This window comes from Burkholderia sp. 22088, from assembly GCF_052045915.1.
Classification (GTDB): domain Bacteria; phylum Pseudomonadota; class Gammaproteobacteria; order Burkholderiales; family Burkholderiaceae; genus Burkholderia; species Burkholderia cepacia.
Window position 1 is genome coordinate 153,471 of sequence record NZ_JBQEPY010000008.1, and the last position, 12,380, is coordinate 165,850.

10 protein-coding genes are annotated in these 12,380 nt (G+C 69.8%); 3 read left to right on the top strand and 7 right to left on the bottom strand.

The annotated features are described in order from the left end of the window. The first annotated feature begins 51 nt into the window (after window positions 1–51). Both acnD and prpF read left to right on the top strand, forming a co-directional pair. Window positions 52–2,646 carry a Fe/S-dependent 2-methylisocitrate dehydratase AcnD gene (gene acnD, locus ACTJLD_RS17125; protein ID WP_334053130.1) on the top strand — a complete coding sequence of 865 codons (2,595 nt, stop codon included), beginning with the start codon at window positions 52–54 and terminating at the stop codon, window positions 2,644–2,646. A gap of 24 nt (window positions 2,647–2,670) precedes the next feature. Beyond that, on the top strand, window positions 2,671–3,864 hold the full coding sequence (gene prpF / locus ACTJLD_RS17130) for a 2-methylaconitate cis-trans isomerase PrpF (RefSeq protein ID WP_059693069.1): 1,194 nt from the start codon (window positions 2,671–2,673) through the stop codon (window positions 3,862–3,864). 58 nt (window positions 3,865–3,922) lie between these two features. On the opposite strand, the gene ACTJLD_RS17135 is transcribed toward prpF, so the two are convergent. The 7 genes from ACTJLD_RS17135 to ACTJLD_RS17165 all read right to left on the bottom strand — a co-directional run bounded on the left by ACTJLD_RS17135 (window position 3,923) and on the right by ACTJLD_RS17165 (window position 11,442). Next, complete coding sequence (locus ACTJLD_RS17135; RefSeq protein ID WP_175860416.1) at window positions 3,923–4,861, bottom strand: alpha/beta hydrolase; 939 nt, start codon at window positions 4,859–4,861, stop codon at window positions 3,923–3,925. A gap of 38 nt (window positions 4,862–4,899) precedes the next feature. Next, entirely contained in the window at window positions 4,900–6,054 is a 1,155-nt protein-coding gene (locus ACTJLD_RS17140) for an acyl-CoA dehydrogenase family protein (RefSeq protein ID WP_334011204.1), read from the bottom strand. A gap of 38 nt (window positions 6,055–6,092) precedes the next feature. Continuing rightward, complete coding sequence (locus ACTJLD_RS17145) at window positions 6,093–7,415, bottom strand: MFS transporter (protein WP_440659345.1); 1,323 nt, start codon at window positions 7,413–7,415, stop codon at window positions 6,093–6,095. Window positions 7,416–7,425: 10 nt separating this feature from the next. Continuing rightward, a complete protein-coding gene (locus ACTJLD_RS17150) occupies window positions 7,426–8,478 on the bottom strand; it encodes a porin (RefSeq protein ID WP_440659346.1) in 1,053 nt (350 codons plus the stop codon). Between the two features lie 84 nt (window positions 8,479–8,562). Further along, window positions 8,563–9,363 (bottom strand): enoyl-CoA hydratase/isomerase family protein, encoded by an 801-nt coding sequence (locus ACTJLD_RS17155; RefSeq protein WP_119337271.1) that lies wholly within the window; start codon window positions 9,361–9,363, stop codon window positions 8,563–8,565. Next, window positions 9,360–10,580 carry a CaiB/BaiF CoA transferase family protein gene (locus ACTJLD_RS17160; protein WP_060174018.1) on the bottom strand — a complete coding sequence of 407 codons (1,221 nt, stop codon included), beginning with the start codon at window positions 10,578–10,580 and terminating at the stop codon, window positions 9,360–9,362. Before ACTJLD_RS17160 ends, ACTJLD_RS17155 begins: the two co-directional genes overlap by 4 nt. Window positions 10,581–10,659: 79 nt before the next feature. Then, window positions 10,660–11,442: a crotonase/enoyl-CoA hydratase family protein gene (locus ACTJLD_RS17165; protein ID WP_440659347.1), complete on the bottom strand. Its 783-nt coding sequence runs from the start codon at window positions 11,440–11,442 to the stop codon at window positions 10,660–10,662. A 134-nt stretch (window positions 11,443–11,576) separates the two neighbouring features. On the opposite strand from ACTJLD_RS17165, the gene ACTJLD_RS17170 reads away from it, so the two are divergent. Beyond that, a complete protein-coding gene (locus ACTJLD_RS17170; RefSeq protein ID WP_124672720.1) occupies window positions 11,577–12,344 on the top strand; it encodes an IclR family transcriptional regulator in 768 nt (255 codons plus the stop codon). Window positions 12,345–12,380: the final 36 nt, after the last annotated feature.

Consider the following 12,380-nt stretch of genomic DNA (forward strand, 5'->3'; position numbering starts at 1 on the left):
GCGGGCCGCCGGCGCGCGCGGAACGTCTTACCCCGAATTCCGCCCCACATCATGAATACCGCCAACCGCAAACCCCTGCCCGGCACGTCGCTGGACTATTTCGACGCGCGCGCCGCGGTCGACGCGATCGCGCCCGGCGCCTACGACACGCTGCCGTACACGTCGCGCGTGCTCGCCGAAAACCTCGTGCGCCGTTGCGATCCGGCGATCCTCGCCGATTCGCTGAAGCAGATCATCGAGCGCAAGCGCGAACGCGACTTCCCGTGGTTCCCGGCGCGGGTCGTGTGCCACGACATCCTCGGGCAGACGGCGCTCGTCGACCTCGCGGGCCTGCGCGACGCGATCGCCGATGGCGGCGGCGACCCGGCGAAGGTGAACCCGGTCGTGCCCGTGCAGCTGATCGTCGACCACTCGCTCGCCGTCGAGTGCGGCGGCTTCGATCCGGACGCGTTCGCGAAGAACCGCGCGATCGAGGATCGCCGCAACGAGGATCGCTTCCACTTCATCGAGTGGACGAAGAAGGCGTTCGAGAACGTCGACGTGATCCCGCCGGGCAACGGCATCATGCACCAGATCAACCTCGAGAAGATGTCGCCGGTGATCCAGGCGCAGGACGGCGTCGCGTACCCGGACACCTGCGTCGGCACCGACAGCCACACGCCGCACGTCGACGCGCTCGGCGTGATCGCGATCGGCGTCGGCGGGCTCGAAGCGGAGAACGTGATGCTGGGCCGCGCGTCGTGGATGCGCCTGCCGGACATCGTCGGCGTCGAGCTGACCGGCAAGCGCCAGCCCGGCATCACCGCGACCGACATCGTGCTCGCGCTGACCGAGTTCCTGCGCAAGGAAAAGGTGGTCGGCGCGTATCTGGAATTCCGTGGCGAAGGCGCGGCGAGCCTCACGCTCGGCGATCGCGCGACGATCTCGAACATGGCGCCCGAATACGGCGCGACGGCCGCGATGTTCTTCATCGACGGCCAGACGACCGACTACCTGCGCCTCACCGGCCGCAGCGACGAGCAGGTGAAGCTCGTCGAGACCTACGCGAAGGCGGCGGGCCTGTGGGCCGATACGCTGAACCATGCGCAGTACGAGCGCACGCTGACGTTCGACCTGTCGAGCGTGGTGCGCAACATGGCCGGCCCGTCGAACCCGCACAAGCGGCTGCCGACCTCCGACCTCGCCGCGCGCGGGATCGCCGGCCAGTGGGAAGAGAAGGCGGGCGAGATGCCCGACGGCGCGGTGATCATCGCCGCGATCACGAGCTGCACGAACACCAGCAACCCGCGCAACGTGATTGCAGCGGCCTTGCTTGCACGCAACGCGAATGCGCGCGGCCTCACGCGCAAGCCGTGGGTCAAGAGTTCGCTCGCGCCGGGCTCGAAGGCGGTCGAGCTGTACCTGGAAGAAGCGAACCTGCTGCCCGAACTCGAGAAGCTCGGCTTCGGCATCGTCGCGTTCGCGTGCACGACCTGCAACGGGATGTCGGGCGCGCTCGACCCGAAGATCCAGCAGGAGATCGTCGATCGCGACCTGTACGCGACGGCCGTGCTGTCCGGCAACCGCAACTTCGACGGCCGCATCCACCCGTATGCGAAGCAGGCGTTCCTCGCGTCGCCGCCGCTCGTCGTCGCGTATGCGATCGCCGGCACGATCCGCTTCGACATCGAGAAGGACGCGCTCGGCCACGACCCGGACGGCAAGCCCGTCACGCTGAAGGACATCTGGCCGACCGACGAGGAGATCGATGCGATCGTCGCGTCGAGCGTGAAGCCCGAGCAGTTCCGCAAGGTCTACGAGCCGATGTTCGCGCGCAGCGCCGATGCGGGCGAGCGCGCGGCGCCGCTGTACGACTGGCGCCCGCAGAGCACGTACATCCGCCGTCCGCCGTACTGGGAAGGCGCGCTGGCCGGCGAACGCACGCTGCAGGGCATGCGCCCGCTCGCGGTGCTCGGCGACAACATCACGACCGACCACCTGTCGCCGTCGAACGCGATCCTGCTCGACAGCGCGGCCGGCGAATACCTCGCGAAGATGGGCCTGCCGGAAGAAGACTTCAACTCGTACGCGACGCACCGGGGAGACCACCTGACCGCGCAGCGCGCGACCTTCGCGAACCCGACGCTGATCAACGAGATGGCGGTGGTCGACGGCGCGGTGAAGAAGGGCTCGCTCGCGCGCGTCGAGCCGGAAGGCAAGGTGATGCGGATGTGGGAAGCGATCGAGACGTACATGAATCGCAAGCAGCCGCTGATCGTCGTGGCCGGCGCCGACTACGGCCAGGGCTCGTCGCGCGACTGGGCCGCGAAGGGCGTGCGGCTCGCGGGCGTCGAGGCGATCGCCGCCGAAGGCTTCGAGCGGATCCACCGCACGAACCTGATCGGGATGGGCGTGCTGCCGCTCGAGTTCAAGCCCGGCACGAACCGGACGACGCTCGGCATCGACGGCACCGAAACCTTCGACGTGATCGGCGAGCGCACGCCGCGTGCCGACCTGACGCTCGTGATTCACCGCAAGAACGGCGAGCGCGTCGAGGTGCCGATGACGTGCCGGCTCGATACGGCCGAGGAAGTGTCGATCTACGAGGCGGGCGGCGTGCTGCAGCGCTTCGCGCAGGACTTCCTCGAATCGTCGCAGGCGGCCTGACGGGCCCACGGAGAGAACACGGACATGGCTCACATTCCTCAAATCAGGGTTCCCGCGACCTATATCCGCGGCGGCACCAGCAAGGGTGTGTTCTTCCGGCTGCAGGACCTGCCGGATGCCGCGCAGGCGCCGGGCGCCGCGCGCGACGCGCTGCTGCTGCGCGTGATCGGCAGCCCCGATCCGTACGGCAAGCAGATCGACGGGATGGGCGGCGCGACGTCGTCCACCAGCAAGACGGTGATCGTGTCGAAGAGCACGCGGCCCGGCCACGACGTCGACTACCTGTTCGGGCAGGTCGCGATCGACAAGGCGTTCGTCGACTGGACCGGCAACTGCGGCAACCTGTCGGCGGCCGTTGGCCCGTTCGCGATCGGCGGCGGGCTCGTCGATCCGTCGCGCGTGCCGCGCGACGGCATCGCGACCGTGCGGATCTGGCAGGCGAACATCGGCAAGACGATCGTGGCGCACGTGCCGATCGTGAACGGCGCGGTGCAGGAGACGGGCGACTTCGAGCTGGACGGCGTCACGTTCCCGGCCGCGGAAGTGCAGCTCGAATTCATGGACCCGGCCGCCGAGGAGGAAGGCGCGGGCGGGTCGATGTTCCCGACCGGCAACCTCGTCGACGATCTCGCGGTGCCGGGCGTCGGCACGCTGAAGGCGACGATGATCAACGCGGGCATCCCGACGATCTTCGTCGAGGCGGAAGCGATCGGCTATACGGGCACCGAGCTGCAGGACGCGATCAACGGCGATGCGAAGGCGCTCGAGAAGTTCGAGACGATCCGTGCGCACGGCGCGCTGCGCATGGGCCTGATCGACACGCTCGACGAAATCGCGACGCGGCAGCACACGCCGAAGATCGCGTTCGTCGCGAAGCCGGCCGATTACGTCGCGTCGAGCGGCAAGCGCGTGAACGCGGGCGACGTCGACCTGCTGGTGCGCGCGATGTCGATGGGCAAGCTGCACCACGCGATGATGGGCACGGCGGCGGTCGCGATCGGCACGGCCGCGGCGATCCCCGGCACGCTCGTCAACCTGGCGGCGGGCGGCGGCGAACGCAACGCGGTGCGCTTCGGGCATCCGTCGGGCACGCTGCGCGTCGGCGCGGAAGCGCAGCAGCAGGAGAACGGCGAGTGGACCGTCACCAAGGCGATCATGAGCCGCAGCGCGCGCGTGCTGATGGAAGGCTGGGTGCGGGTGCCGGGCGACGCGTTCTGATCGTTGCCGGCGGTATCGGCGCGGATGCGGGCGGCTTCGGCCGCCCGCGTCGTTTTCGTCAGCCGTGCAGGAAGCGGCGCAGCGCGTCGTGGCTCAGGCGGCGCGCCGTTTCGGCGATGCGCGCGCCGGGCACGATGTCGAAACCGTGCACGCCGCCGGGCAGCACGTGCAGTTCGGTCGGCACGCCCGCGCGGAGCAGGCGCCGCGCATAGTCGAGGTTTTCGTCGAGGAACAGGTCGAGCGAGCCGACCGACAGGAACGCGGGCGGCAGGCCGTCGAGCCGCGTGGCGCGCGCGGCGGCCGCGTAGGGCGACACGCCGTCGATGCCCGGCGCGTGACCGAGCAGCGAGGTCCAGCCGAACCGGTTGTTGGCCGCGTGCCAGACGAACTCGCCGGCATGCGGGTGCGGCGTGCGCGTGCAGGTGCGATCGTCGAGCATCGGGTAGATCAGATGCTGGAACGCGAGCCGGTATTCGCCGCGGTCGCGGGCCAGCAGCGCCAGCGACGCGGCGAGTCCGCCGCCCGCGCTCTCGCCCGCCACGCCGATCCGCGACGCATCGATGCCGAGCGTATCGGCATGGCGGAAGACCCATGCGAGCGCCGCGTAGCAATCCTCGATCGCGCCGGGAAACACGGTTTCAGGCGCGAGCCGGTAGTCGATCGAGATCAGCGCGCAGCCGAGCTGCGTCACGAGCGGCCGGTGCACCGCCTCGAGATCCTTCGCCTTGCCGCGCACGAAGCCGCCGCCATGCAGGTGGACGATCGCCGGAAGTGGCCGCACGTGATGGTCGGGCAGGTAGACGAGGACCGGGACGTCCGGCGCACCGGCGGGGCCGGGCACCGTGCGGTGTTCGAGCGTGCTGCCGGCCAGGTCGGGCGGCGGCAGCGGCAGCACGCGTTCGCGCGACTGCGCGAGGTTGTCGATGCCGAGCGTGACGGTCGGCCAGGTCTCGAGCAGCGGGCGGATTTCGGGGTCGACGAGATGCAGGGTGTCCAACGCATGGCTCCATCGTGAAGGTGGGCGGTGCACCGCGGTCAGAGCGCGCTGCGCGCGATGACCCAGCGGTGCACCTCGGTCGGGCCTTCGAAGATGCGCATCAGCCGCGCTTCGCTGGCCATCTGCTGCAACGGCATTTCCTTCGTCATGCCCATCGCGCCGAGCGCCTGCATCGCATGATCGATGACGCTCGACGCCATTTCGGTGGCGAATACCTTGACCATCGAGATCTGCGTGCGTGCATCCTGGCCGGCATCCACGCGCGCGGCCGCTTCGTAGGTCATGAGGCGGCACGCGTGGATCTGCGTGAGCGCGTCGGCGACCCACCACTGGACCGCCTGGCGTTCCGCGAGCGGCACGCCGAAGGTCTTGCGCTGTTTCGCATGGTCGCACAGCATCGCGACCGCGCGCTCGGCGCGGCCGATGCACCATGCGGCCATCTCCAGCCGCCGGTTCGCGAGCCGTGCCTGCATCGGCGCGAAGCCGGCACCTTCCTGGCCCAGCAGTTGCGCGGCCGGAATGCGGCAGTCGTCCAGCACGATTTCGTAGGTCGACAGCCCGCCGATCATCGGGATCCGCCGTTCGATGATGAAACCGGGCGTGCCGCGGTCGACGATGAACGCCGACATGCCGCCGCGCTTGCCCTTGCTCCGATCGGTGAGCGCCATCACGATCGTCCAGTCGGCTTCGGGCGCATGGCTGATCCAGATCTTCCGTCCGTTCAGCACCCAGTTGTCACCGTCGCGCACGGCCGTCGTCGACAGCGCGCCCGGGTCAGAGCCGGCGCCCGGCTCGGAGATCGCCATCGCGGCACGCGTGACGCCGCGTGCGTACGGTTCGAGATAACGCGCGCGCTGCGCGTCGTCGGCCACGTCGCACAGCATCCGCAGGTTCGGCGAATCGGGCGGCAGGATGTACGGCGTCACGGTCGTGCCGATCGCTTCGTTGACGCCGACCATCGCGACGGCCGGCAGGTCCGAGCCGCCGGCGTCGAGCGGCGCGTCGAGGCCCCACAGGCCGAGCTGCCGGGAACGCTCGTCGAGGTGGGCGCGTTCTTCGTCGAGCAGCCCGAAGCGCTGGCCGTCGGCCTCGCGGGCCATGACCGCCGCTTCGAGCGGGATCAGCTCGTCCTGCACGAAACGTGCGACGAGGTCGCGGATCATCCGGTGTTCGAGTTCAAGGTCGAAATTCATGGGAGTCGATGAGGGTGAGTAAAGGGAGGTCGATGCCGTCAGCCGGCGTTCGCGCGCGACACCGCGCGGGTGCGCAGCGTGCCGAGCAAGGCGACGGCGCCGGCCGCGAGCAGCGCGGCGTTGAAATAGAGGCCGCCGCGCATCGACCCGGTGGCCGTGTTGAGCACGCCCATCAGGAACGGGCTCGCGAACCCGCCGATCGCGCCGGACATCGTGATCGCCGCGATCGCGACCGCCATCGAGCGCTTCGGCAGCGCGAGCCCCGGCAGCACCCAGAACGCGGGCAGCGCCGCGGCGTGCGTGGCGACCGCGACGCAGAGCGCGATCATCAGGTGCGATGTGCCGGTGGTGCTCGCCAGCCCGGCGAGCGCGGCCGCGCACGCGAGCATCGCGACCGCGCCGTGCCCGCGCCATTCGCGCCGCCGCTCGGTGCGCCAGCCCATCGCGAGCATGCCGACGATGCCGCACAGGTAGGGCAGCGCGGACAGCACCCCGATCCGCATCGCGCCATGCAGGCCGCCGCGATGCAGGATCACGGGCATCCAGAACACGAGCGCATAGCCGGCGGCCGCGATCGCAAAATTGGCCGCGCACAGCAGCCAGAAATCGCGGTGGGCAAGCAGCGGCCGTGCCGCGTTCGCGTCCGGCGTGGCGGCTTCGGCGTGCGCGTGCGCGGCGCGCAGCGCGGCCTTGTCGGCGTCCGACAGCCAGCGCGCGTCGTCCGGCCGGTCGTCGAGAAAGCGCAGCGCGACGAGGCCGAGCACGCTGCTCGGCAGCCCTTCGACGAGGAACAGCCACTGCCAGCCGCTCAGGCCGGCGGCGCCGTCGAAGAACGAGAGGATGGCGCCCGACACGGGGCCGGCGATCAGCCCGGCGAGGTACAGCGCGGTCATGAACAGCGCGAACGCCTTCGCGCGCTGCCGCGGCGGATACCACGCGCCGAGATAGAACAGGATGCCGGGGAAGAAGCCGGCCTCGAACACGCCGAGCAGGAAGCGGCACGCGTAGAACTGCGCGGGCGTCGTGACGAACATCGTCGCGGCCGAGCCGAGCCCCCACAGCACCATGATCCGGGCAATCGTCTTGCGTGCGCCGATCCGCGCCAGCAGCGCGTTGCTCGGAATCTCGAACGCCATGTAGCCGATGAAGAAGATGCCCGCGCCGAGCCCGTAGACGGCGTCGGAGAAGTGCAGTTCGGCGGCCATCTGCGCGTGCGCGAAACCGATGTTGATCCGGTCGATGAACGACAGCGTGTAGCAGAGGATCAGGAACGGCAGCAGCCGGCGCGAGATCCGCCGGTAGAGCGCCTGCGTCGCGCGATCGCCGGCGGCGGTCGCATGCGTGGAAAGGGTCGGGGTCATGGACACTCCGTCAGAAGCGGTGGGCGATGCCGAGCGCGAACACCTGCCCGGTGCCGCCCGGTTGCGGCTGCAGGCCGACGACGACCGTGTTGCGGGCGCCGCCGCCGTTCTTCACGTACAGATAGCGGGCGTAGAGCGACGTGCGCTTCGACAGCGGATGGTCGTAGCCGACGCCGAGCGCGGTCGCGTCGTTCGCCGAGCCTTTCACGTCGCGACGCACGACCGAGACGAGCACGCGATCGAGCGCGCCGACGTTGATCGACGCGCCGGCGCTCGCGGTCGAGAACGCCGGCAGGTGCGCCGCCGTGCCGACGCCGTACAGGAACGCGGCGTACAGCTTGACGCGCGCGAATGCGTAATTGGCCGCAAACACGTAGTGGCGCGTCGTCGACGGCGAGACGACGGGCGCCAGGTTGCCGGCCGACGTGTCGCCCTGGAAGCCGGCGCCGAGATAGAGCCCGCCGATCCGGTACTGGAGCCCGGCGCCGTAGTTGCGCCCGGCCTGCGTGGACAGCGCGTTGGGCGTCGGAAAGCCGTACGTGGCCATCATGCGCAGGCCGTTCCAGTCGGGGCTCAGATACGACGCCGCCTGGTTGAAGCGCGGAATCGGCGGCGTCGTGTTGCTCGTGATCGTGTCCGTCGACGTCGCGAGCAGCGCGAGCGGCGACAGCCGTTCGTTGAGCCCGAACGGATCGCCGTCGTACACGACGTAGAACGCGGGCGTGTATTGGCGGCCGAGCCGAAGGTCGCCGTAGCGCGTGTTCTGCAGCGACACGTAGGCCTGCCGGTAGAACAGCGTGCCGCCCTGGAACGATCCGTCGGCCGGCGAGAAGCCGCTTTCCAGCACGAACTTCGTCGACGTGCCGCCGCCGAGATCCTCGACGCCCGTCAGTCCGATGCGGCTCGTCGACGATCCGCCGCCGCTTTGCCGCAGGCTCGACAGGCTGCCGATGCGGTCGAATTCGACGTAGCTGTCGACGATCCCGTACAGCGTGACCGACGATGCGTGCGCCGACGTGGCGCTCAGCACGCACGCGCCGATCAGGAATGCTTTCCGTTGCATGAAGGTGTCTCCGTTCCATGTCTTGTTGTGGCGCGCCCGCGTTCTGGGAGCGGTTGCGCGCGGGGTGCTGCTGTCCGCGTCGGTTCAGCGCCCCTTGAATACCGGCTTGCGTTTCTCGAGAAAGGCGCGGGCGCCCTCGATCCGGTCCTCGCTCGCGTAGACGTCGGGGCCGACGTCCAGCCGCAGCGCGGCGGCCGCCGGCAGCCCCTGGCTGCGTGTCGCGGTTTCCTTGATGCGGCGGATCGTGAGCGGCGCGTTTTCGGAGATCGTCCGCGCCAGTTCGCGCACGGTGTCGTCGAGCGCGGCGGCGGGAACGACGCGGTTCAGCAAGCCGACGCGCTGCGCCTCGTCCGCGTCGAGGCGGCGGCCCGTGAACAGCAGCTCCATCGCGATCGCGCGCGGCAGCAGGCGCGGCAGCAGCACGCTCGCGAAGTTCGCGCCCATCCCGACGCGCGCCTCGGGCAGCGCGAAGGTCGCGTGATCGGCGGCGATCCGCAGGTCGCACGCGAGCGCGATTTCAAAGCCGCCGCCGACGGCGAAGCCGTTGATGGCCGCGATGGTCGGCTTGCGCAGTTCCAGGATCAGCTCGTGCACGTTGCGGGCAAGCCCGCGCATCGGCCGCATCCCGCGAATCTCGGGATCGCCGAGATCGACGCCCGCGCTGAATGCGCGCTCGCCCGCGCCGCGGATCACGATGACGCGGATCGACGGGTTGTCGTCGAGCGTGACCAGTTCGTCGCACAGGCGCCGGATCGCGTCGGCGGACAGCGCGTTGGCGACGTGCGGGCGATGGATCGTCAGCCACGCGATGCCGTCGTCGTCGTTGCGCAGGATCGACGGGGCGTCGTCGCCCGTCAGCGAGGAAAATGCGCCCGGCGTGGTCATGACGCGCTCCCGGCAGCATTCGCGCGCGTGTCGTGGAGCACGCCCGCCTGCCGCAACGCGTCCCGGCGCGCCGCGTCGATGCCGAACGCGTCGAGCACGGCGTCGGTGTCGGCGGCGAACGGCTGCGGCGGCCGGCGTATCGATCCGGGCGTACGGGAAAGCTTGGCGGGGATGCCTGCGCCGATGTACGTGTCGGTGTCGACGAACATCGCGTTGCGAGCGGTTTGCGGATGGCCGAACGCGTCGGCGACGGTGTTCACCGGCCCCGTCGCGACGCCCGCGTGCATCAGCCGCTCGACGACCTCGTCGGCACGCAGCTCGGCGGTCAGCTGGCCGAGCAGCGTGTCGAGCGCATCGCGATGCGCGACGCGCTGCGCGTTGGTCGCGAAGCGTGGATCGCGCGCCAGCTCCGGCACGCCGAGCGCTTCGACGAGCCGCGCAAACGTGCGGTTGTTGCCGGCGCCGGTCGCGACCGGCTTGTCCTTGCACGGATAGACGCCGTACGGCGCGATCGCGCCGTACACGTTGCCGGTCGCGACGGGAACCTCGCCGGTCGCCATCCAGCTCGTGCTGACCGGATGCAGCATCGACAGCGCCGTGCTGAACAGGTCGATGTCGACGTGCTGGCCGAGGCCGGAGCGCGTCCGTTCGACCAGCGCAAGCAGGACGCTCGATACGGCGCTCATGCCGGCCGCGAAGTCGACGACCGGAAACGGCACCTTGAGCGGCATGCCGCCCGGCTCGCCGTTGATCGACATGAAGCCGGCGAGGCCCTGCGCGACGGCGTCGTAGCCCGGAAACCGCGCGAGCGGGCCGTCGGTGCCGTATCCGGAGATCGAGCAGTGGACGAGGCGCGGAAAGCGCTCGCGCAGGCAGTCTTCGTAGCCGATGCCCCAACGTTCGAGCGTGCCCTGCTTGAAGTTGTCGACCAGCACGTCGGCTTTCTCGAGCAGGCGGAACAGCACGTCGCGTCCGTCGGGATGCGACAGGTCGAGCGCGAGATTGAGCTTGTTGCGGTTGAGCCCCCAGTAGTAGCTGGAGAGGCCGTTCGGCATCGCGGGCCCCCAGTCGCGCGTTTCGTCGCCCTGCGGCGGTTCGATCTTGATGACGTCCGCGCCGTGGTCGGCGAGCGTCTGCGCGCAGAACGGCCCCGCATAGACGCGGCTCAGGTCCACCACACGCACGCCCGCGAGCGCGCCTTCGTTACTGCTGGTCATGACGATGTCTCCTTCGATGGGGATGCGATGCGCCGGCAGACCGGCACGCGCCGGCTGCACGGCCGTGATGCGTCGGGGTTCAGCCGCGTGCGGCGAAGAGTGCGTCGACCGCCGCGCGATGTTCCGGGGTCGCGTGCGCGAACGCCTGATACGACGCCGACAGGTCGAGCACCGTGTCGAGGCTTGCATGGCGGCTTTCGCGCAGCAGGCGCTTGGTCAGGCGCAACGCGGTGCCCGAGTGGCGGGCGATGCGGCCGGCCAGTTCATGGGCGTGCGCGAGGAGCTCGCCGTCGGGCACGACGCGCGACACGAGCCCGCAGCGCAGCGCGGCGTGCGCGTCCAGTGCGTCGCCCGTGAACGACATTTCGGCGGCGACGGCGGCGCCGACGATCTGCGGCAGGAACCACGCGCCGCCGTCGCCGGGCACGAGGCCGAGGGCGATGAAGCTCTCGGCGAAGCGCGCGCCGTCGGCGGCGATGCGGATGTCGCACATGCACGCGAGGTCGGTGCCGGCGCCGATCGCCGGGCCGTTGACCGCTGCGATGGCCGGCACCTCGAGTTGCTGGAACGCCCGTGCAAGGCGCTGAATGCCGTGGCGGTAGCCGGACCGGATCGCGGCAAGGTCGTGCGACTCCGATTCCATGAATGCGCGCATCGCCTTCACGTTGCCGCCCGACGAGAACGTCGTGCCGGCGCCGGTCAGGACCAGCACGCGGATCGACTCGTCGCGGTTCGCGTCGTCGCAGCATTCGGTCAGCGCGTCGATCGCATCGGTGTCCGAAATGGCGTTGCGGGTTTCGGGACGGTTCATCGTGACGGTCAGGATCGGGCCCTGCCGTTCACGGATCAGAAAGGCTGCCATGATGTCTCCGTGTGTTCTGTGCCGCGGGGCTTCACGCCGCGGGCCGAAGCCTAGTATCGTCACGACGGTTGGCGGCGGGAAATTCCGTTCCACATATGTGGAAGGCCCGTCCCGGTTGCAGCGGAGAGGGCGGGATGAGCGGAAACGTGGTCAAGAGCGCGGCGCGCGTGTTCGAGGTGCTGGAACTCTTCAGCGCATTGCAGCGGCCGCTGAGCGTGCGCGAGATCGCCACGCGTTGCGGGTATCCGGGGTCGAGCGCGGCGGCGCTGCTGACCAGCATGAAGGCGCTCGGCTATCTTTCGTACGACGACGCAACCCACGCGTATGCGCCGACCGCACGGCTCGTCAATCTCGGCGAAGCGCTCGTCGATTCGGCGGCCGGCAGCCGGCGGCACTGGCATGCCGTCGCGAAACGGCTGGCGCTGCGCACGCACGAGGCGGTCGTGATCGCGGTGCAGAGCGACCTGTACGTGCAGTACATCGACGCGGTCGAGGGCTCGCATACGATTCCGATCCAGTTCTACGCGCCGATCGGCACGCGTCGCGAGATCTGCATGTCGGGGCTCGGCTGGGCGCTGCTGAGCCTTCAGCCGGACAGCACGATCCGCCGGCTCGTATCGCGCAGCATTCGCCGGATCGGGAAATCGGGCAGGACGATCGACGAGGACGTCGTGCTCGACAAGGTCGAACAGACGCGCCGGCTCGGTTATTCCTATTCGGCGCATACGGTCACGCAGGGCGCCGCGATGATCTCGATGGTGATCGCGGACGGCTGGAACGGCCTGCCGCTGGCCATGGGCGTGGCCGGGCCCGTCGAGCGGATCGACGCGCGTCGCGACGCGATCGTGCGGGCGATGCGGGAGGCGCTGGACGCGCAGCGTACGGATGCGGCGGCGGGCTAGCCGGACGTGGCCGGCGAGCGCCGGCATTCGCATAGA

Excerpts from the sequence above, each read along its gene's own strand:
- ACTJLD_RS17160 (WP_060174018.1), bottom strand. The coding sequence starts at position 10,580 with ATGACCAGCAGTAACGAAGGCGCGCTCGCGGGCGTGCGTGTGGTGGAC.
- prpF (WP_059693069.1), top strand. The coding sequence starts at position 2,671 with ATGGCTCACATTCCTCAAATCAGGGTTCCCGCGACCTATATCCGCGGC.
- ACTJLD_RS17150 (WP_440659346.1), bottom strand. The coding sequence starts at position 8,478 with ATGCAACGGAAAGCATTCCTGATCGGCGCGTGCGTGCTGAGCGCCACG.
- ACTJLD_RS17155 (WP_119337271.1), bottom strand. The coding sequence starts at position 9,363 with ATGACCACGCCGGGCGCATTTTCCTCGCTGACGGGCGACGACGCCCCG.
- ACTJLD_RS17145 (WP_440659345.1), bottom strand. The coding sequence starts at position 7,415 with ATGACCCCGACCCTTTCCACGCATGCGACCGCCGCCGGCGATCGCGCG.
- acnD (WP_334053130.1), top strand. The coding sequence starts at position 52 with ATGAATACCGCCAACCGCAAACCCCTGCCCGGCACGTCGCTGGACTAT.
- ACTJLD_RS17140 (WP_334011204.1), bottom strand. The coding sequence starts at position 6,054 with ATGAATTTCGACCTTGAACTCGAACACCGGATGATCCGCGACCTCGTC.
- ACTJLD_RS17165 (WP_440659347.1), bottom strand. The coding sequence starts at position 11,442 with ATGGCAGCCTTTCTGATCCGTGAACGGCAGGGCCCGATCCTGACCGTC.
- ACTJLD_RS17170 (WP_124672720.1), top strand. The coding sequence starts at position 11,577 with ATGAGCGGAAACGTGGTCAAGAGCGCGGCGCGCGTGTTCGAGGTGCTG.